Source organism: Cetobacterium sp. (assembly GCF_977044495.1).
On the sequence record NZ_CDRRQU010000022.1, the window covers coordinates 17,452 to 38,548 of the forward strand.

16 protein-coding genes are annotated in these 21,097 nt (G+C 28.7%); 8 read left to right on the forward strand and 8 right to left on the reverse strand.

Annotated features, from left to right (window positions below):
• Positions 1 to 60: 60 nt before the first annotated feature.
• Positions 61 to 1,827 carry a sodium:solute symporter family protein gene (locus ACWI69_RS06900; protein ID WP_448821103.1) on the forward strand — a complete coding sequence of 589 codons (1,767 nt, stop codon included), beginning with the start codon at positions 61 to 63 and terminating at the stop codon, positions 1,825 to 1,827.
• A 110-nt stretch (positions 1,828 to 1,937) separates the two neighbouring features.
• Here ACWI69_RS06900 and ACWI69_RS06905 read toward each other — a convergent pair whose 3' ends face one another.
• From ACWI69_RS06905 to ACWI69_RS06930, 6 genes are all read right to left on the reverse strand, one after another.
• Positions 1,938 to 3,443, reverse strand: coding sequence for an RNA-binding domain-containing protein (locus ACWI69_RS06905; RefSeq protein WP_448821104.1), 1,506 nt, complete (start codon positions 3,441 to 3,443; stop codon positions 1,938 to 1,940).
• A 291-nt stretch (positions 3,444 to 3,734) separates the two neighbouring features.
• Complete coding sequence (locus ACWI69_RS06910; RefSeq protein ID WP_448821105.1) at positions 3,735 to 5,285, reverse strand: extracellular solute-binding protein; 1,551 nt, start codon at positions 5,283 to 5,285, stop codon at positions 3,735 to 3,737.
• A 174-nt stretch (positions 5,286 to 5,459) separates the two neighbouring features.
• Positions 5,460 to 6,323 (reverse strand): helix-turn-helix domain-containing protein, encoded by an 864-nt coding sequence (locus ACWI69_RS06915; protein WP_448821106.1) that lies wholly within the window; start codon positions 6,321 to 6,323, stop codon positions 5,460 to 5,462.
• Between the two features lie 29 nt (positions 6,324 to 6,352).
• Positions 6,353 to 7,519 carry a hypothetical protein gene (locus ACWI69_RS06920; protein WP_448821107.1) on the reverse strand — a complete coding sequence of 389 codons (1,167 nt, stop codon included), beginning with the start codon at positions 7,517 to 7,519 and terminating at the stop codon, positions 6,353 to 6,355.
• A gap of 139 nt (positions 7,520 to 7,658) precedes the next feature.
• On the reverse strand, positions 7,659 to 8,846 hold the full coding sequence (locus tag ACWI69_RS06925) for an alginate lyase family protein (protein WP_448821108.1): 1,188 nt from the start codon (positions 8,844 to 8,846) through the stop codon (positions 7,659 to 7,661).
• Positions 8,847 to 8,871: 25 nt separating this feature from the next.
• Positions 8,872 to 10,029, reverse strand: a complete 1,158-nt coding sequence (locus tag ACWI69_RS06930; RefSeq protein ID WP_448821109.1) for an alginate lyase family protein — start codon at positions 10,027 to 10,029, stop codon at positions 8,872 to 8,874.
• A gap of 188 nt (positions 10,030 to 10,217) precedes the next feature.
• Here ACWI69_RS06930 and ACWI69_RS06935 point away from each other — a divergent pair, with 188 nt between their 5' ends.
• The 7 genes from ACWI69_RS06935 (at position 10,218) to ACWI69_RS06965 (ending at position 17,751) form a co-directional block, all read left to right on the forward strand.
• Positions 10,218 to 11,240, forward strand: a complete 1,023-nt coding sequence (locus tag ACWI69_RS06935; RefSeq protein ID WP_448821110.1) for an ABC transporter permease — start codon at positions 10,218 to 10,220, stop codon at positions 11,238 to 11,240.
• Positions 11,241 to 11,252: 12 nt separating this feature from the next.
• On the forward strand, positions 11,253 to 11,522 hold the full coding sequence (locus tag ACWI69_RS06940) for a hypothetical protein (protein WP_448821111.1): 270 nt from the start codon (positions 11,253 to 11,255) through the stop codon (positions 11,520 to 11,522).
• Positions 11,519 to 12,133, forward strand: a complete 615-nt coding sequence (locus ACWI69_RS06945; protein WP_448821112.1) for a carbohydrate ABC transporter permease — start codon at positions 11,519 to 11,521, stop codon at positions 12,131 to 12,133. Before ACWI69_RS06940 ends, ACWI69_RS06945 begins: the two co-directional genes overlap by 4 nt.
• Positions 12,130 to 14,220: a DUF4962 domain-containing protein gene (locus ACWI69_RS06950; RefSeq protein ID WP_448821113.1), complete on the forward strand. Its 2,091-nt coding sequence runs from the start codon at positions 12,130 to 12,132 to the stop codon at positions 14,218 to 14,220. The genes ACWI69_RS06945 and ACWI69_RS06950 overlap by 4 nt, the downstream gene beginning before the upstream one ends.
• Positions 14,210 to 16,072, forward strand: coding sequence for a heparinase II/III domain-containing protein (locus ACWI69_RS06955; protein WP_448821114.1), 1,863 nt, complete (start codon positions 14,210 to 14,212; stop codon positions 16,070 to 16,072). Before ACWI69_RS06950 ends, ACWI69_RS06955 begins: the two co-directional genes overlap by 11 nt.
• Before the next feature lies 1 nt (position 16,073).
• Positions 16,074 to 16,820 (forward strand): SDR family NAD(P)-dependent oxidoreductase, encoded by a 747-nt coding sequence (locus ACWI69_RS06960; protein WP_448821115.1) that lies wholly within the window; start codon positions 16,074 to 16,076, stop codon positions 16,818 to 16,820.
• Between the two features lie 91 nt (positions 16,821 to 16,911).
• Positions 16,912 to 17,751, forward strand: coding sequence for a hypothetical protein (locus ACWI69_RS06965; protein WP_448821116.1), 840 nt, complete (start codon positions 16,912 to 16,914; stop codon positions 17,749 to 17,751).
• A gap of 51 nt (positions 17,752 to 17,802) precedes the next feature.
• Here ACWI69_RS06965 and fdhF read toward each other — a convergent pair whose 3' ends face one another.
• Both fdhF and ACWI69_RS06975 read right to left on the reverse strand, forming a co-directional pair.
• Complete coding sequence (gene fdhF, locus ACWI69_RS06970) at positions 17,803 to 20,463, reverse strand: formate dehydrogenase subunit alpha (RefSeq protein ID WP_448821117.1); 2,661 nt, start codon at positions 20,461 to 20,463, stop codon at positions 17,803 to 17,805.
• Positions 20,464 to 20,480: 17 nt separating this feature from the next.
• The gene (locus ACWI69_RS06975; protein WP_448821118.1) at positions 20,481 to 20,732 is read right to left on the reverse strand and encodes a GlsB/YeaQ/YmgE family stress response membrane protein; all 252 of its coding nucleotides are present in this window, start codon (positions 20,730 to 20,732) and stop codon (positions 20,481 to 20,483) included.
• Between the last annotated feature and the right edge of the window lie 365 nt (positions 20,733 to 21,097).

The window sequence follows — 21,097 nt, forward strand, 5'->3', positions numbered from 1 at the left end:
TATCAAAATGATATTAAAAAAGATAATATTATTTATATAAATGTAGATAGGGGGGGTAAGATGATTGATGTTTTAGTTGTAGGAGTTTATTTTATTTTTTTGATTGCAATTGGATTTTTGTTTAAAAGCTTTACAAACTCTACGAGCGATTATTTTAGAGGTGGAGGAAAAATGTTGTGGTGGATGGTTGGCTCTACAGCTTTTATGACTCAATTTAGTGCGTGGACATTTACAGGAGCGACAGAAAAGGCTTTTACAGATGGCTGGTCAGTAGCAATTATATTTTTTGCAAATGCTTTGGGCTATTTTATGAATTATTTATTTTTTGCTGAAAAGTCAAGGCAAATGAGAGTTGTGACACCAATAGAAGGTATTCGTCAAAGATTTGGAAAAATAAATGAACAAGTTTTTACTTGGGGAACAATTCCAGTGAGTATTCTCCAAGCTGGAATTTGGTTAAATGGATTGGCTATTTTTACAACAGCAGTATTTGGAGTCGAAATGGAAAAAACTATTATTATAACCGGTATTGTAGTTTTAGTAATGTCTGTTACAGGAGGATCATGGGCTGTTGTAGCCTCTGATTTTGTTCAGATGATTATAATAATGGTAGTTACATTTATTTCAACTGTTGTAGCAATTTTCAAAGCTGGTGGGATAGGAATTATTTTAGAAAGAGGAATGTCAGAAAATGCGATAGCAGGAACAGGAGTAAATTATTTGTTTTTATTTGTAGCTTGGTTTATATGTATCTTTACAAAACAATTTTTTAGTACAAATAATATGATTGATTCTTACAGATATATATGTGCAAAGGATAGTAAAAATGCAAAAAAAGCAGCTTTATTGGCATGTATCTTAATGTTGATAGGACCTATTATATGGTTTATGCCAGCTTGGTTTGTAGCCGCATTTTATCCTGATACTACAACTTGGGGAATTACAGGTCTTGGAAACAAGATTAAAGATGCAACGTATTTAGTTTTCATGCGAAAAGAGATGCCAGTTGGTATGGTAGGATTAATGATGTCTGCAATATTTGCAGCCACAATGTCTTCTATGGATTCAGCATTAAATAGAAATGCAGGTATTTTTGTTAAGAATTTTTACACTATATTTATAAGCAAGGGAGTGTCAGATAAAAAAGCTCTTATAGTGAGTAAAGTAGCTACTTTGGTTTTTGGTATAATCATAATAGGTACAGGATTATTTTTAAATTCGTTAAAACATTTAAGTTTATTTAATGCAATGATGTATGTAGGTACACTTATTTCATTTCCTTTATTAATACCAGCGCTATTAGGATTTTTTATAAAGAAAACTCCAGATTGGGCAGCTTGGGGGACTATTTTGGTAGGAATAGTGGTTTCTTATTGTGTATCTTTTGTAATTAAACCTTCAATGATACAGTCTTTATTTAATTTAATGGAGCCACTTTCACAAAGGGAAGTCTCTGATTTGACAGTTACTTTAGGAGTTATAGGACATATACTTTTTACTGCTGGATTTTTTATAACTTCGCAACTATTTTATAAAGGTCTTTCAAAAGAACGAGAAAGAGAGGTTGATCATTTCTTTTCTAATGTTGAAACTTCTGTTATAAGCGATAGTCTTCCTGAAGAAATAGATTTTAAACAAAGAATGATTTTAGGAAGGCTTATACAAGTTTTTGGTGTAGTTATTTCAAGTATGTTTTTGATTCCCAAGGATGTAAATGGGAAATTAGTTTATATATCGATAAGTCTTATTATGATTATAATAGGAAGTTTTTTAGTTAAAGCTGGACAAAGCGAAACAGTGTTAAGTGATAAAACTGTAAAAGAATAAAATAAAAAAATATGCCGGAAATACGCCGGAAAAAATATTTATAACTAATAAAATCCTTAATTATAAAGGAATTTTGAGGAAAAAATACGCCGGAAATACGCCGGCGTAAATTAAATAGTGCTTTTTAAGGTTTCTAATATTCCACTAATGTGTTCTAATTTTTTTATTTTTTCATCATCTTTAGAAAATTTCAATTTGTAATGAGTACCTTTTCCATTTCCAAATTTCTCAATATACTTTTTATCTAAAAGTATATTAAAAGTATCTGTAGCCTCATGTTTAGAAATATCTAAAAATTCTCTAGCTTCTTTATTTGTGATTTTTTCATTTTGAAAAATATAAGAAAGGATAGATTTTTCTTTTAAAGATAAATTTAAATCTTTTTCTAAAATATTAGTTTTCCAAAATCTAAAAATAAACCTAGAGTTTTTCTCCTCGATTTCAGGACATTTATAGGCCTCTTTTTTTACAGCGCTTAAAATTTTAGGAACACCACTTCCAGTTCTTTCACAAAGATTTATAAATCTAAAAATCTCTTGAATAATATTATTTCGAGGTTTTGAATGTTCTCCTTTGAAGAAGTCACTCTTACTTATTCTTAATTCTCCTGGATTTTGAAACTCATAGTAGTCAGAATACTTAGTTATTTTAACCGCTTCTTCTATTTTAAAATCTGCATGTATTATAGAGTTAACAAAAGCTTCTCTTAATGCTATATGAACATCTCCTAGTTCTCTTCTAGTAAAACCATCTACTTCAGTTTCAAAAGGATTACCTAATGATGCATATAGTTTATTTATAACTAAAAAGAAAAAATTATATAAATTTCCTTCACCCCAAGTTCCATCATATACAATTCTTTCACTCCATCTTTCATCAGATAAATTGCTTTTATCAACATATTCTAAATGAAAATGTGGTAAAGCCTCTTTAATTAATTCTATCTTTCCAAAAACTAAAAGACCACCTAATGTTGGCTCTAATTTTGAAGTTGTTCTGTTAACTCTTAAAGCCCCTAGTTTTTTTAATAAATCTTCATTAGACATTCCTACAAAAGGATGATTAGGCTTAAGGTTCGTAAATCTATTTTTATAAGAAGTGATTGTTAGTAAATCTAAATCCTCTATTGAAAATCCATTAACTAAAGTATTATCTAATGAATCATCATTAGAATCTCTAATCATAATTTTCACTTCATTTTCAGAGCATTTATAATCACCTTCATGGTTTCTCTTATATGATTGATATAAATTTTCATTTAAATATATTGGTTTTTCTGTATAATGTGCCCGTGGAACTTCAACCATTATAATTATTTTTCCCTCGATATTTTCAGTGTAAACGTGATTATTTGTAATTAAATTTTTACTAACTCTTTTTGGATTATTTAGTGTATCGAACATATCTTTTTTTATTTTATCAGAATCATTTACACCAACGGGAATAAAGTCACCATCTTTTTCTTCAATACCTAAAAAAAGTATTCCACCATCTGTGTTAGCAAAAGCACTATATGTATTTAAAGCCTCTTTTGGAAAGCTATTTTTAGCAAGTTTACATTCAAATTTATCCGATTCTTTAAGTTCAATTAGTATATCTTTTATTTTATTTTCCAAATTTAACTCCTTTATTGATTTTAGATACATTCAATATATTATACTATAAAATAATACAAATCTTAAGAATAAAAAAGATATAAACTTTAATAAATTCTAATATAATTATTTATAATATAGTTTTTATATTGTTTTATTTTGGTAATATTTCTTTTGCTATTTATTTCTATATATTTCTTTTTCTTGAATAAAAAACTCCCTTCATAATAAACAGATTTATGTTATTTTATCCGTTTACTATAAAGGGAGTATATCACTGGGTATTGAGGATATTCTCTCTTAAAATTGCTATTATTTTTTATTTACTCTATCGTGAGCTGATTGTAGAACTATTAAGACTTTAGTTAGACCTAATTTTTCTAGATTTTTTGTATAACCATCCCATTCTTTATCTACATTCATTCCTTTTAAAATCCAATTTTGAACTGATTCAGTCATATAGGTAGATATAGTAGGCCAATGAGTATCGTATATTTTCTTTTCTTCTTCATTTAAAGCAGGCGGAAGATATTCAGGAATGATATACTCATTGTTAATGTACATATCAACTCCCTTCATTGCTAATTCATCAGTCCATTGTTTTTCATAATCATAATTTTGGTGATATCCAATTGGTATCTGAGCTCCAACTTCATATAGTTGATTATTAACTGGTTTATTTCCATTAAGAATTTCTTCTTTGAAAATTGGTTTTCCATTGACTAAATCATAGTGTATTCCTTCTATTCCAAAGTTAGCTAGATTTCTACCAGCACCATCAAAGAAAAAATCAAAATATTTAATAGTTTCAATAGGATTTCGATTGTTTATTGTGATAGCCCAACCATCAGGCTTAACTAATGTTCTAGAATTTTCTTCAATTCTTTTTCCATCTGTACCAATTGGTGGAGCAATAGGTTGAAGATTTATTCCGGGGTTTTGTTTAGCTAAAGTTCTATTTAATGTTGCTGTACTTGCAAACCAATCTCGTGTCATCCCTCCAGTGTTGTTGCCAAATAAAATTTCTCTAGATTTATTTCCTCTTGTAAATACTTCAGGATCTATTAGTTTTTCTTGATACCATTTAGTTATATTTTTCATTCCCTCTTTAAACTCAGGGTCAGCCCAACCATGTTTAATTTTACCATTTTTTTCATAGAAAGATAGATAAGAATCTGTACCAGCTGTTCTACCACCCCAAAGAGTGACTAAACGAATCATCTCTTGCCAATGTCTAAAGATTAGAGGGACTTCATCTTTGATACCATTTCCATTGGGGTCATTATCTCTAAAAGCTTTTAAAACTGTATATAGCTCATCCACATTGTCAGGTGATTTTAGATTTAATTTTTCTAACCAGTCTTGTCTAATCCAATAGCCTCTTCCAGCGATTCCGTCAGCAGCGTATGGAATATAGTAAATTTTTCCATCAGCAGCAGTTATTACATTTTTTGCACTTGGATTTTCATTTAAATATTTTTTTATATTAGGCGCATGTTCATCTATTAATTCATTCAGAGGAATAAAAGCTCCTTCCATTCCATATTTCATAAATTCATCTCTTAAACTATTTCCTCCCACTATATCTGGTAAGTCACCTGAAGCGAGCATTAAGTAGAATAGTTCCATTGTATTTGTACCGGTTTTAGGAGCAACACCTTTTAAATAGATATTTGTTAGTTCCGCTGCTTTTTTAGGAACAAGCCTATTTTCATCAAAAGCGTCTCTATTCCAATAGTGCATATGTATTTTTAGTTCAATGGGTTTATCACTTATTTTAGTTTCGGCAAAACTATTTTTAGCTCCTATTCCTGATAATAATAAAAAACTTAAAATTGGCAAAAATTTAATTTTATTATTCATTTCTCCTCCCGTTAACTATATTGCTCATTTATACTAAAATATACATTTAAAAAATAAAAGTGTCTATATTTAATAATTAATGTAATTATTTTAAACTATAAAGAATAAAATTACATTATTTTATAGTTATGTATATTAAAAACTTAATATCAGTATGTTAACGTTAAGATAAGATTAAATATCAGAAATTCCAAAATATTTTCCAGGAGAGATGCGATGTATTTTTTTGAAATTATTGATATAAGTTATGGAACTTGAGTATCCTACTAGTTCCGCAAGTTGTTTTATTTTAAGTTGAGCTCCTTTGCGATTATTAAATAGTTCAATTGATTTTTCAATTCGATATTTATTAACATAAACATTAAAATTTTCGCCATTAATTTTTTTTAAAAGATTACTAGCATATTGTGGAGTAAAACCTAAATATTCAGAAAATTCGTTTAAAGATATTTCTCTATTAAAATTGTTTTCTATAAATTTTTTCATTTTTATTTGAGGAGACTCTTCATTGGAACCCTTTATCATTTTGATTTCTTGGATAATTTTTTCTAAGATTTGAAAAGTTTGTATTTTAAATTCTATGTTGTTTAATGAATCTCTTTTTTCAAAAAATGATTTAAAATCGGTTTCTATAAAATTAGATAAATCAAATTGCATTATAATTCGATCTAGACTATTCACAATAGCTTTTTTAAATCTTGCTAAACTTTCTCCTTCTAGGCTTCTTTTAAAATAATTTTCATAAAAAAGCTCTTCAAATAAATTTAGGACACCCTGAGTATTCAAATTATTTATTTTTAAAAAAGTTTTTTGTTCTACATCAACAGGATAATAGTAAAAATATTTGTTATTTAAAATTTTGAAGTCATTTTCATCAATAACGATTTTAGAGATAAATTTTTCTTTATAATTTAAATTTTTAGAAAAATGTTTATATTTATTGCTAAGCTCTATAATTTTATATGATTTTGAACTTATAAAGCAAAATAGATTAATATTTTTATAGTTCTTTTGTATTTCAAAAAGTATATGCTCCAATTCCTCTTTAAAAAAATCATCTTTTCCAATTAAAAAGAGTTCGCCGTTATTAACGGGATTACTTCAATGTTGAGATTATTTTTTAAAAATAGAGCAATTGTTGAGAGTGTATATAAAAAATCTTCTATATTATTTTCATCACAAAATATTTTTAAAATTCCAAATTTGAGATTTTCATTTTCGTTAGGGAAATATATGATTAAATCTTTAAAATTTCCAAGCCCTAGAATGAATTTTCTTATAACAGCTTCTTTTAAACTAATTTCATTTTTCTTTAATTGTTCTGATAAAAAATTATTTCTTTTTTCTATTTGTAAATATGTGCTTTCCAAATAATCTATGAGATTAATATTTCCTAAATCTTTTTTATAACTAATTTCAGCAATTTTTTTTAAGGGATTATAAAATACTTTCATTATCAGATGATATATAAAGAAATAAATGATAGATAGAGGAAGTATAGGTAAAAAGAACCAAATAAAAATATTTAAAATATCTTTTGGAGTATTTTTTTTAAATGCTATTGTAAATTCGGAGTTGTTTAGTTCAGGATATTTTAAAATAAACAAATTGTCTTGTTTGTTTATATTTTGGTTCTCTAGTCCAATCCAGTTCCCATCATACTTCATGAAAAAGTTATGATTTTCTTTGTTTGTTTCAAAAAAAAGATTTCGAGACATTCTAAGAATAATTTTATATTTTTTTGATTTATCTAAAGATTTAATAAGAGCCACTTCAGAATTATTAACTATAAAAGTTATTTTATCTGATGACAAATCCTTAAAGTCATTTTTAAAAAACTCTTTGAAAAAATAATCTTTTGGAATTGTTTCAGAAGATGTAATAATTTGTTCTTTTTCTAAATTTAGAACATTTAAAGAGATTCCGTGCTCTGTATTTAGAACTAAAATGTCTTTTATTAATTTTTGGATTTGAAGTAAAAAAATGGGATAACTCTCATTATATTTTTCAATCTCTTGTATCCTTGAGTCAACTACGTAGATATATTTTTCAATACCTTTAATTTTACGATTTATGGCTATTTTTTCTTCACTAATTAAAATTTTACTTTTTTCTTCTTCTGAATATCGATAGTTACTGTATCCATTTAATGAAATTAATAAATATGTAATGATAGCTAAAAAAGTTATACATATAATTATACTTTTCTTTAAAGTTGTTTTTTTACCCTCCATATACTCCTCCAACGCTTAACTAAAAATAATATAAGTTATTATATCTTTTTATTTTTAATTTGTCTAAAAAATAAAAAAAAAGTATATATAATAAATAAAAAGCTCTATTTACAAACTATTATAGAGCTTTTTATTTAGGTTACATATATTTATTCCATTTTAAATAATTTATATTTTCAGGGTCAAGTTTCCATAAGTCATCTATAACAGTTATATATTTTTTGTCATTATATTTCTGAGATGCAATTAATAAAATTCCAGCAAATGATTTAAAGTCAACCTTTTCTTTTTTATCAATCCACTCATCAGGATTTTCCTTATATTTAACTATAAAATCTATTGCTTTTTTTAGAGAAGCTTTATTAGCCGTAAATTGCCAAAAATCAATCTCTTTAAATTTGTCACTATATACAGCAAGACCCACGAGAGCTTCTAAATCAAAAATACTGTAATGAAGAGGACGTGTTCTTTCTAACTCGTGAAAGTTTTGTCCTTTGGTCCCTATATGAGAAGCTAATCTTTTATATTGAGATTTTTCTAATGTTTTTTTAGCAAAATCAAAATCTTCTGTAAAAATTGATATTCCGATAATCTGGTAATCATAGTATGTTCCATGATTATTTGGCCAGTTGCTTTCTTCATAAGAGTACTCGCCTTCTTTTAACCATTGATTGTATTGACTCATCCACAATTTTAAATCATTTTCATTTTTAGGTGTAAAGTATCCACTGGTTTTAATTAAATTAACACTATCCAAAATTCTGATTAAATGTCTCGCATCAATTATTCCGATAGCTCTACCATCAATTTTTCCTGGGATGGCTTGCCCATATTTTAAATGTGGGTTCATTTTTGTTTCTGGATTTAAAAACCAATTATAAATTAATTCTGAAGCTTGTTTGGCATACTTTTTATCACCTGTATAGAAATAACTTAGAGATAGTACCTCGGTAATTCTAGCTAATTTAGCTAACTTAGGAGAATCTGACTCCGTTTTGGATTCAGGATTTGTTTGACCATCTTTTTGTATATAAGGGAATCCTGTTTCAGTTTCTGGATTTGGCCACCAATATGGACCAAAACTCAAATAATCATGTTTATTACCGCTAGAAGGTAAAACTTTTTTTGTAGTGACCACTAAATTTTTTTCTTTCATAGCTTCTTCAGCATCTAAAATAAGTTTTGAAAAAGCAGGGGTAACAAAGGGATCTTTTTTTTCAATTTTTAATTTAATTTTATTTAAGTTATCTTTGTTTAATAAAATAAGATTATCATCAGCTGTTATTAGGGTACTTATTAAGATAAAAATAAAGAAAATTTTATTCATTATTTAGCTCCTTTTTTAATTTTTATTATTTAAATAATACAATGTAGTCGTTTTGTGTATTAAAAAGCAGTTCTAAATCGGTAATATTGTATATATTTTTTAAGTTATTAATTTTTGCATTTGAAAAAATATTTTCTTTAGACATTTCATTAAAAATCGGGAGTATTTTTTTTGTTCTTAATATATCATCAAAAAAATCTAAATCTTCTTTATTCTCCCAAGTGTTTAAAAATTCCATTTTATTGAGCATAAAAGAGGAGGAATTTTTTAAAATCTCTTTAATATTAGATAAAGAGCTTGCTTGAATACTTTCAATATTTCTATAGCTTATAAAAATAGCTTCTAAATTAAATATAAAATAGTGCCAAGCTTTTTTTCTTTTTACTTCGTATGGTTGATTACCATTTTCTTCAAATTGTGCTGTAACTTTATTTATAAAGATATCTTTTCGACTTAATACCTTATCATAGTCCTCTACAAATCGAGCAAAGGTAGTTAGTTCTGCCTCATACCATGAACCATGATTATTTAGAGCTTGTTCTTCCTCTTTTCCATTAACGCTATTTTCCATCCATAAAATAAAGTCACTGAACCATACTTTAAGTTCTCTCAAAATAGTGGAATCAATCAGCTTTTTTTTATCCAAAATACTTAGATAATCTATGAGTTTTATAAAATGCCGTGCATCAATAAGCCCGATTCCTCTTCCAGAACATATTCCTGGAATGGCTTGAGCATAGTTCATATGAGGGTTCATTTTTGTATTCTCATCAATAAACCAAATTACAAGTAATTCCTCTATTTTGTCTAAATAGGAGTGATCTTCATAGATAAGAAAAAGTGTTGTCAAAATCATTATATCGTTGCAAAAATTTTCAATTCTAATGGAGTCAGTAGCATATGTTTTAACGTATGGATTTGCTTTACAGTCATCAAGTGTCCAAGGAATCCCATCAATAGAATTTTTATTTGGCCACGCATAAATTCCAATACTGTAGTAGTCGTTTTTATTTGAGCCATGTGGTAAAAGTTCTTTGTCTACTACAGAGTATTTTAAAGTGAGTATTTTGTTATCTATCTCCTGTTTTAAATTTAAAAATTGGTATTTTAGAATTGAATTGTTTTTTAAATCAGCTTTCATATTTAGAATCTCACTCAAATTATACTCATTTTTTTCTACCATTTTTCCTCCAAGTATTTTATAAATTTACTTTGATATTAGTTCATTATTTTCGGTTTGTATATATCAAAAAATTAATATTTTTATTTCTTTAAAAAAATATGTTTAAAAAATAGTGATTAATTCTTAAATATAGACGAACTGAACTTTTATAAGTATGATAAAGTGGAAATATACAGAAGGAGGAAAATATGGAGGAGAATCTAAAAGAACTATATAAGTCAATTAATGGAGATGAAGGTGTTTTAGAGCTTGATTTAAATTTAATCGATGAAGAAGTTGGAATAAAAAAAAGAAAGTTGAGCAAGATACAGCAACTTGCAAAAACTTTAAAAAAGGATTGGATGCTCTACGTCCTAGTTGTGCCTATAATTATTTGGTATATTGCATTTTTATATAAACCTATGTATGGTTTACAGATTGCATTTAAAAAATTTTCAATATTTAGAGGCATTGCAGGTAGTCCATGGGTAGGATTAGAGAATTTTAAGGAATTTATGAGTAGTCCTTATTTTTTAAGAAGTTTAAAGAATACTTTTATGATAAGTTTTACAAGCCTTCTAGTGGGATTTCCGATTCCCATATTATTAGCATTAATGTTTAATGAGGTAAAAAATGAAGTTTATAAAAGAGGAGTTCAAACTTTAACTTATCTACCTCACTTTATATCTGTTGTAGTTATTGCTGGAATTGTAAAAAATTTTTTAGCTCCTTCGAATGGAATTATAAATATTTTGATATCAATGATAGGACTTGAAAAAACATATTTTTTAACAAAACCTGAATGGTTTAGAACAATTTACATAGGAAGTAATATTTGGAAAGAGGCAGGTTTTGGTTCCATTGTTTATATAGCAGCTTTGGCTGGTATCAACCCCTCATTATATGAAGCTTCAAGAATTGATGGAGCTTCAAGGCTACAACAAATTTGGCATGTAAGTATTCCAGGGATATTACCCACAATAGTAATAATGTTTATTATGAGAATAGGAAAATTATTAGATGTAGGGTACGAGTTAATACTTTTGCTGTATCAGCCAGCAACCTATGAAACAGCTGACGTTTTAAGCACATATATTTATAGAACTGGATTGCAGTCAGCAAGATACGACATAGCAACAGCAGCGGGATTATTTAATGCTGTCATAGGTTTTACATTGGTTTTTTTAGCCAATAGATTGAGCAGAAGATTAACTGCAACTTCATTATGGTAGGAGGATTTTAATATGAATAATTTTTATTCAAGAAGTGAAAAAATATTGGGAAAGTTAAATATTATTTTATTAGGTCTGTTTGCGTTATCAACAACATATCCGTTTATATATGCTTTATCATCATCACTAAGTTCTGGAGCAGCTGTAGCCTCAGGAAGAGTAATATTCTTTCCTACAGAACTAACCTTAAGTGCATATAAACAGATTTTTTCAGATAAACTTTTATGGACTTCATATGCAAATACATTTTTTATACCATATTTGGAACAGTTATTAGTATGATTTTTACTATAACAGGGGCATACGCATTATCTAAACCAAGACTTATTGGGCGTAAATTTTTAAATTTATTTATAGCTTTTACAATGTGGTTTAGTGCTGGTATGATTCCATTTTATTTAAACTTAAGAGATTTAGGGCTTTTAAATTCTAGACTAGGAGTATTAATAGCTTTTGCATGTAATTCTTTTAATATAATATTATTAAGAAATTATTTTGAAAGGGGTATTCCTGAAACGTTAGAAGAGGCTGCAAAAGTTGATGGAGCGACAGAATTTGATATAATGACAAGAATATATATCCCTCTTTCTAAATCAGCATTGACTACTGTTGCATTATTTTATGCCATTGCTAGATGGAATGGATACTTTTGGAGTATGGTTTTATTAAAAGATGAGAGTAAAATTCCTCTTCAAGTTTATTTGAAAAAAATGGTTGTTGAGATGAGTTTAGGGGATGAAGTAACAGAGGTGGCGTTGCAATCTGGATCACACTCTCCAGAGACTTTAGTTTATGCAATAATTATTTTAGCTATTATCCCAGTCATAGCAATATATCCTTTTATTCAAAAATATTTTAATAAAGGAATTATGATGGGAGGAGTTAAGGAGTGAATTTTGAAGAAAAAAGAAATTATATATTTATTGGAGATAAATTAAATACATTGAAAAATGATGTGAAAAATGAAAAAAAATTCCTATTTAAAAGGCTTCATGAACAGTGCTTATTGTATAAAAATCAGAAATTAACAGAAGAACATCCCAATGGAAGTTCTACTTTTATGAGTATGGGAGCTTTAAATTTTTCTTTAGCATTTATGATTACAAAACAAAAACATTATTTAGAAGAGGCTAAGCGTTGGATAATGACAGGAGTTAAATATCCACATTGGGGTCATGCACATTTGGTTGATGTAGATTTGAGTGCTTCTTGGCTTCTTTTTGGATATTCTTTGTGTTATGATTGGCTTAAAGATGAATTAAGTGAAGAAGATAGAGATATGCTGAAAAATAAATTAATATTACAAGGAACTAGAATGTATGATTTTGCTTTAAAAACAGTAGGAGAGGGTTGGAGTACAAATTATTGGCAGAATCACAATTGGATTAATTTTACTGGCTTAGCAGCTGTCGGATATGCTCTAAAAGGCGAAGTTTCAGAAGCTGGTAGTTGGATTGAATACTCAAAGGAAAACTTTCTAAAGGTATTTTCTTTTATGCCTGAAGATGGAAGTGATTATGAAGGAGTTGCTTATTGGAGATATGGGGTTTTATGGCTATATATCTATGCTGACCTTTTAAAGGAGCGTGAGAAAATCGACTATTTTAAAGAGTGTGATTTTTTAAAAAATACATTTTTTTATAGACTGTACCAATCAACACCAAATTTAGAGGAAATAATAAATTTTGGAGATTGTCATGATAGAAGAAGTGGTCATAGTCCAGCTATATATTTTAAGGTTGCTTCTGAGTATACAAATGGTTATGCTCAAAATTTAGGAAAACTAGTTATAGAAAAATTTTTATATAGAGAGCAGTATGAGTCTGGAATAAAACCAGGGATTTTATCAGAGGCTTGGTTAGAGTTATTATGGTTTAACCCAAATATTGAGATTAGGAATTTTGATGAGTTACCTCTTATTAAATATTGGGAAGATTTAGGATTAGTTGTAATAAAGGATAGTTGGAAAGAGGATGGAACAATTTTTTCGTTTAAATGTGGAGCACCTGGTGGAAAAAAACAGTGGGGCAAATCATGGGAACTTGATATTGCTTACAATTGGAAAACAAGAGGATTAAGTCATCAACATCCAGATAATAATAGTTTTATAATTTATGGGAATGAAGCTTTTTTATCAATAGATGATGGTTATAATAGAGATGTTAAGGCTAGCGAACACAATGTGGTAGTAGTTGATGATATTGGTTATACTTCTGAAAATCAAAATAATATTTGGAAGGAAACAAAGTTTGAAGATATAGGTGAGATAAAATCATTTTTTCATGAAAATTCATATGTATATATTTTAGGTGAAAGTTCTAAATCATATGAAAAACACCTTAAATTTAAAGAGTTTAAAAGACATATAATAAATACAAAAGAAAAACATTTTTATATAATAGACGAATTAAGTTCAGATATTCCTCATATTTATTCTTGGTTACATCATAGTGATACTAAAGGAGAAATAAGAGGGAATAAAGTAGAGATACTTAACGGAGAAGCTGAGATGGATATATATTCTTTGCTTCCAGAAAATAATGGAAAAAGTATCTATAATACGTATATTAAGGCTATTATGACAACTCAAGAACCTGATAAATATAGAGAGCTGAATATGAGTACCTTAAAAATTTCAAATGTTGTTCCTGAAAAAGAATTAAAATTTATAAATATTTTAAATGTTAATAGTACTTTTGAAAAGAGTTCTTTGGAAGAGATTGTAAGCGAAGAAACAGAAGGCTTTAATAGAATATTTATAAGAAAAAAAGAGTTTGAAGAAATTTTTTATTTTAATAAAAATAAATCTATAATAGAAGAAAATTTTAGTACAGATGCCAAAATATTAGTTATAAAAAAAGTGAAAAATAATTTTGATATTTTAGCTGTAGATTGTACTTATCTAGATTATAGAAGTAATCATCTATACAGAGGAGAAAAAAAGATTATAACAAGAAAGGTGAAAATTGATGAGTATTAATAATGAAGATTTTTTTTGTATGAAAAAAGAGATGAGTGAAGAAATAAAATTTTTTTCAGAAAACTTTAAAGATTCTCCTGAAAAATTGAGTGGATGGGGTCATGACTATTTTTGCCATATAGATGGAGGTGCTTTGGTATTTGACTATAAAAAACCTTATGAGCACATATGTCCTGTTTGTGGAAAAATTTATGATAGTATAAAGTATAATCAGTGTTGGACTTATATATATAGATATAATCTTATGAGTTCATTAACGAAGGCAGCTTATTTGTTTAAAGAGACAAAAGATGAGAAGTTTTTAAAATATATCACAAAGATATTAGATTTTTATGGTGATAACTATGATAGATTTAAAGTTCAAGCTAAAGGTAAAATAGTAGAAAATTTAGTTATTGATGTTGGTGGAGCGGGGAAAATAATGCCTCAAGGATTGAACGAGGCAATTATGCTTATTCGTATAACTAATGCGTTGGAATTGGTAAAAGATGACTTAGATGGAGAATGGTTAGAAAAAATTAATAAAAATCTTTTTGAACCAATAATAAAGCTGTTAAATCCTCAGAGAGTTCGGATTCATAATATTGCTCTTTGGATAGGAACGGCTATAGCTAGTGTTGCACTACTTGTAGGAGAAATAGAAAAAGTAGATGAGGTCTATTATGGAGAGTTCGGTATAAAAAATCAAATAAATAAAGGTTTTACTGATGATAACCTTTGGTATGAAGGTTCAATACATTATAATTATTTTGCATTGGAAGGTGTTATTAATTTTCTTTTGTTTGCAAAAATTTATAATTATCCAATAGAAAAAAATATAAAAGAGAAGGTATTAGAAATATTAAAAGCTCCATATGAATATGCTTTTGATAATTTAATGTTGCCTAATCCAAATGATGGATGGCCAAATTTGGGATTAAAAACATATAGTTTTATTTACTATATAGCTTATAGAATTTATGGTGATGACATTGTAGATTTGATTGCTACAATAGAGAAAAATTCTTATCCTAGAACAGATGTAGCCCTATCAAAACCTTATTATTATAAGAATTTTATTCCGCTAGAAAAACTACTTTTTGCTAAAGATTTAGATATAGAAAATAGAGGCATGGAATTTGGAAAGTCAAAAGAGTTTAAAAGATCAAGTTTTGTAATATTAAAAAATGAAAAAATAAATATTTTTGGAAAATCGGGAGATCAAACTAAAAGTCACTATCATCCAGATAAAATGAATATAGAAGTGACTATAGATGGTAAATTTCTAACTAGAGATCTTTCTAATCCAGGGTATGGATCTATGATATGTAATGAATGGAATCGAGAATCTCTTTCACACAATACCGTTGTTTTAGATGGAAAATCTCATGATACAATAGAAGCGGGAGAGATATTAGATTTTACCGACTCAAAATTTAAAATAAGCTCTGATATGATTTATTCTAACAAAGCTTGTAGTTTTGAAAGAAGTATAGAATTAAAAGAAAATGGATTTATAGATATATTTAAAGTAAACGAAGAGACTGAGAGTACCAAAGATTGGACATTTCATGTGGAGTCAGATGTTATATTAAAGAGTTTTTCTGCAGATGTTATTCAGGGAGAGATTAAATTTGAAGAAAATGGATATCAACATTTAAAAGATATAAAAAAGCTTCAGGCCAGCGATGAAATTATATTTAATTGGAATTTTTATGGTAATAATCTTAAAAGCATATTAAATACTTCAGAAAAAGAGGTTTTTTTATGTAAATCTTATGATAATCCTGCAGATAAATTTAGAACAACAATTATAGTAAGAAGTAATAAAAAAGAGGATACGTTTAAAAATATATGGATGCTGGAGGTATAAAATGAAAAATAAAATTGCATTAATAACTGGAGCAACTAGAGGAATCGGGTTAGCTGTTGCTAAAACTCTTGGAAAAGAGGGATACAAGGTAATTTTGAATGGAGTTTTAGAAGAGGAGGGAGTAGAAGCAGTGGAAAGTTTAAGAAAAGAGGGAATTGAAGCTGAGTTATATATATGTGATGTGACCGACGAAAAAGATGTAAATGAAATGGTTAATAAAATTGGAATGAAATATGGTCATATTGATACTGTTATAAATAATGCTGGAGGATTAGGTGGGCGAGAAAAATTCGAAGGTATGAGCACTGAATTTTATAGAAAAGTGATGGCTTTAAATTTAGATTCAACTTTTTTTGTAACGAGGGCAGCAATTCCATATTTAAAAAATAGTGAAAATTATCCATCTGTTATAAATTATACTTCGATAGCTGCTTATAATGGTGGCGGACCTGGTGCAGGAATATATTCAGCTGCTAAAGGTGCAGTTTTAACAATGACAAGATCTATGGCAAAAGAACTTATAAATTACGGAATAAGAGTGAATGCAATATCTCCTGGAACGATAGATACAGCTTTTCATAGTGCCACAAATAAAGATATTATGGAATCGTGGAAATCTGGAATAGCAATTGGAAGATTTGGTGAAGCTAAAGAAGTTGCAGATATAATCAGCTTTTTGGTTTCAACGAAAGCTTCTTATTTGGTAGGTGAAGTTATTCAAATAAATGGTGGGCAGGCTTATCTATAAAACTTTTGCCTTGAAAATAAATAACTATTAAAAAAATGAATATGATACAATAGAATATATTTTAAATAAAAAATAAATTTAAGGGAGAGATATGAAAAAGACAATAGGATTACTGACTTTACTACCACAATTGGCTTTTTCGCAGGATTATTGGAATGGAGTTCCATACCCAATAAATCGTTGGGGTGTATCAGTTATGGGTGTAGAGCAAAAAGAGAAGGGAGATTTAAAAAGAGCTAGTGTGAACGGTATAGCTCTTGGAGGAGGAATACCAAATGCCAATGTAGAATTTTTAAGTCCTCATAACATCGAGGTAGATGCCAAGGTTCAACTTTTAAAAGTTGATTACTTTTTATTACCATTTTTAAATATCTATGGAATAGCCGGGAAGTTAGAGGCTGAAGCGAAGTTTAATTTAGGTAGAGGAAGCTTTAACTTTGATAGTGTGGGAAACGGAATTTTTGATGGAATATTGGAAAATTTTGCAGATAAAATTTCAGATATTATGCCTGAGAATATTCATATAAAGCAAGAGTCAGAGGGAAAAATTTTTGGTGGTGGAGCTCTAATAGCTGGGGAGTATAAAAGAATTTTTAGTTCACTACAATATACATATACTAAAGTTGAAATGGATGGAGATATAGCAGCGAAAAGTGCTGAGGTTACTGCAGGAAGAGTGGGATATGTGGTACATAGAGATAGTAAACTTTCTGTAATGACATATTTAGGGGCTTCTTATCAAAAAACGGATAGCGAAATTTCAGGAGTTATCCCAACTACAAATTTAAATTATAAATTTCAAATGGATTTAGAGGAGTTAACCCCTGCAGTGGGAATTTTTACAATTATAAAAAATGATTTTACAGTTTTGTTAGAGTATTCATTTGGAGATAGAAAGACCTTGGCATTAGATTTAGGATATAGGTTTTGATATAAAAAAGATTAAGGTTTAGTTAGAAACCTTAATCTCTTTTCCTTTATTTTAAACTATCTTAACAGGACAAATTTTATACTCAGGCGTTTTAGAAAGAGGTCCTAGGAAGTCACTTTCAGTAAGTTCATTAACTAAAGCGCTGGAGAAATGGAATGGTACAAAAACTACTCCATCTTTAATTCCATCACGCTGTTTTATCTTAACATTAATCTCACCACGACGAGACCTAATTGTTACCATATCTCCATTCTTCTTAGAAAGTGCAGCCATTTGAATAGGATTCATCTCAACATAAGGCTCAGGACACTTTTCATTTAGCCCCTCAACTTTACCAGTCATAGTTCTAGTGTGGAACTGATAAAGTACTCTTCCAGTTGAAAGATAGTAAGGATATTCTTCGTTGATGACTTCTACAGAGTTAACTAACTCCACGGGAATCAATTCAAATTTTCTTTTTAAATCGGAAAGATCTTCATATAAAAATTCAGTTCCTTTTCCATCAATAACTGGCCATTGAAGTCCCTCTTTTTCTAGCATAGCATAGTTATATCCATTATAAAGTGGAGTGACTTCACAAAGTTCATTAAAGATAGCTTCAGGAGTTCGATTTATTTGTTTGTATCCCATTCTATCCATAAGTTCTATTATTATATCTAAATCCGTTTTAGCTTCACCAGGTGGTGTTACAACTTGTCTAACTCTTTGAACTCTTCTACCAGTATTGGTAAAAGTTCCAACTTTTTCAGCAAAACATGTGGCTGGTAGAACAACATCAGCCATTTGAGCAGTTTCAGTTAGAAATATGTCTTGAACAACAAAGAAATCCAATTTTTTAAGAGCTTTTCTAACATGGTTAACATTAGGGTCAGTCATAAGTGGGTTTTCTCCCATAACATATAAAAATTTTATTTCTCCTTCAGCGATTTTATCTATTATCTCTACGATAGTTATTCCAGCGAATGGAGAGAGATTTTCGACGTTCCAGTATTTTTCCATTTTTTCTCTAACCTTAGGATCATCAACTTTTTGATACCCTGAATAGATTTCTGGGAATGCTCCCATATCACAGGCTCCTTGAGCATTGTTTTGTCCTCTTAATGGATTTACTCCTCCTTTTTCTTTGCCAACGTTTCCGCAAATTAAAGCCAGATTTGAAAGAGAGATAACGTTATCTGTTCCATTTATATGTTGAGTATTTCCCATTCCTAGATAGATTGAGGCAACATCACTGGCATATATTCTAGCCGCTTTGACAATATCATCCGCTGAAACTCCACAAACTTTTGCAGCATATTCAGGAGTATAGTTTTTAACACACTCTTTTACTGCTTCAAAACCAATAGTATTATTAGCTAGATACTCTTTATTGTGAAGGTTCTCTGAAATAATAACATTAATCATAGCATTGATTAGAGCTATATCAGTCCCGGGATTTATTTTAAGGAATACATCAGCAATTTCAGAAATATCAATATCTCTAATATCTATGATTATAAGTTTAGCTCCATTTTGCACAGAATGTTTAATCTTAGTTCCTAAAACAGGGTGAGATTCTCTTATATTTTCACCACTAATTAGAACAGCTTTTGATTCAAAGCCTTCACTAACGCTATTTGACATAGCTCCGTATCCTAAAGTTTTTCCTAAAGCTGCAGATGATGAACTATGGCATAGACGAGAGCAGTGATCTACATTATTTGTTTTTATAACACCTCTAAAAAATTTTTGATATAGGTAGTTTTCTTCGTTTGTACATTTGGCGGATGAAAAAGCCGCAATTCCCTCGTTATTATATTCTTTCATAGTAGAGCTTAATTTTTTAGTGATTAAAGTTAAAGCTTCATCCCAACTAGCTTTTCTAAAAATACCATTCTCTTTTATAAGGGGATGAGTTAAACGATCAGGATGATTTATAAATGAGTATCCAAATTTTCCTTTAACACAAAGTAGTCCAGCATTAGGTTTAACCAAAACAGGGTGAGCTGCAACAACAGTATTGTCTTTAACTTCAAAGTCAATTTGGCAGCCAACTCCACAGTATCCACAAGTTGTTTTTACCATTTTTGTTTCCCAATGCCTAAACTCATTTTTATATTTTTGGAGAAGTCCAGCAGTTGGACAAAAACTCACGCAGTTACCACATGAAGCACAAGTAGAATTATTGATATTATCAGCTTTATTTACCCAAGTATGTATTTTTCCATTGGTAGTTTTTAATTTTAAAGCATGATTGCATTGAAGGTTTCTACAAATCTCAGCACATTTTCCACAACCAATACATTTATTGGGATCTATTTGAAAAAATGGATTGGAATCATCAATTTCAAAAAGATTTGGGCTATTTGGAATGGTTTTATCTATTCCATATTCATAGCAGTATTTTTGAAGTTCACACTGTCCTGCTTTTTGGCAAACAAGACAGTTAACATAGTGATTATCGATATAGTTTTGGAGTATTTTTCTTCTGTTTTCAATAACTTCAGAGGTTTGGGTATCTATAATCATTCCTTCAATAGGAAGAGTCTTGCAACTCTTTGTGATAGTTCCATCAATTAGAACAGAGCACATTCCACAAATTCCAAGTTTTCTTTCGAATCTTTCATCGTTACAAAAAGTTGGAATATTTAAATCCAATGATTGTAAAATATCTAGAACAGGTAATTTTTCATCAACTGAGTAATTTTTTCCATCAATAGTTATATTAACCATTAAAATCCTCCTTAAGTTTATTTGGGTTTAAACTTTATAAATAGGAACAGAACAATAAAAGCACCAATTACAGATAGAAAAAGACTTCCAAGATTAAGACCAGTAATTGATCCTATCCCAAAAACGCTACCTATAAAACCACCGACCAATGCTCCAACAATTCCAAGAATTGTAGTAGCAAAAATTCCAGCTGTATATACTTCTGGTACCATAAGCCTAGCTAATGCTCCAGATAAGAGTCCTAAGATAATCCATGAAAATAATCCCATAGAACAAACCTCCTGCAAATATATTTTTATTATGATTTATATTCGTCAAAAAGTAAAAATTTCTTTTAAAAAATCTATAAATTTACGAGAATTCACGCTGAAGAACTTATAAGTGTGAAGAGTTTGATTTTCTATATAAAATAGGATATAATAAAATAAAAAATGGAGAGAAAAATGCCAATAATAAAAAAGATGTCCAATGAATATTTAGATGATTTATCAAAACGCCCTGAGAAAACCTCTTCCTCTATTAGGGAAAGATTTTCTCAGGGCAATCTTTTTAGTTTTTAGTTCCTTTAATCGAATATATAGCTTAATAATTTCTATTGATTTTTTCTAAAATATGGTATAATCAGACCACATAA

Bases quoted from the DNA above. Each gene is read 5' to 3' on its own strand.
- ACWI69_RS06900 (WP_448821103.1), top strand. From the start codon at position 61: ATGATTGATGTTTTAGTTGTAGGAGTTTATTTTATTTTTTTGATTGCA.
- ACWI69_RS06910 (WP_448821105.1), bottom strand. From the start codon at position 5,285: ATGAATAATAAAATTAAATTTTTGCCAATTTTAAGTTTTTTATTATTA.
- ACWI69_RS06920 (WP_448821107.1), bottom strand. From the start codon at position 7,519: ATGGAGGGTAAAAAAACAACTTTAAAGAAAAGTATAATTATATGTATA.
- ACWI69_RS06925 (WP_448821108.1), bottom strand. From the start codon at position 8,846: ATGAATAAAATTTTCTTTATTTTTATCTTAATAAGTACCCTAATAACA.
- ACWI69_RS06930 (WP_448821109.1), bottom strand. From the start codon at position 10,029: ATGGTAGAAAAAAATGAGTATAATTTGAGTGAGATTCTAAATATGAAA.
- ACWI69_RS06935 (WP_448821110.1), top strand. From the start codon at position 10,218: ATGGAGGAGAATCTAAAAGAACTATATAAGTCAATTAATGGAGATGAA.
- ACWI69_RS06940 (WP_448821111.1), top strand. From the start codon at position 11,253: ATGAATAATTTTTATTCAAGAAGTGAAAAAATATTGGGAAAGTTAAAT.
- ACWI69_RS06945 (WP_448821112.1), top strand. From the start codon at position 11,519: ATGATTTTTACTATAACAGGGGCATACGCATTATCTAAACCAAGACTT.
- ACWI69_RS06955 (WP_448821114.1), top strand. From the start codon at position 14,210: ATGAGTATTAATAATGAAGATTTTTTTTGTATGAAAAAAGAGATGAGT.
- ACWI69_RS06960 (WP_448821115.1), top strand. From the start codon at position 16,074: ATGAAAAATAAAATTGCATTAATAACTGGAGCAACTAGAGGAATCGGG.
- ACWI69_RS06965 (WP_448821116.1), top strand. From the start codon at position 16,912: ATGAAAAAGACAATAGGATTACTGACTTTACTACCACAATTGGCTTTT.
- fdhF (WP_448821117.1), bottom strand. From the start codon at position 20,463: ATGGTTAATATAACTATTGATGGAAAAAATTACTCAGTTGATGAAAAA.
- ACWI69_RS06975 (WP_448821118.1), bottom strand. From the start codon at position 20,732: ATGGGATTATTTTCATGGATTATCTTAGGACTCTTATCTGGAGCATTA.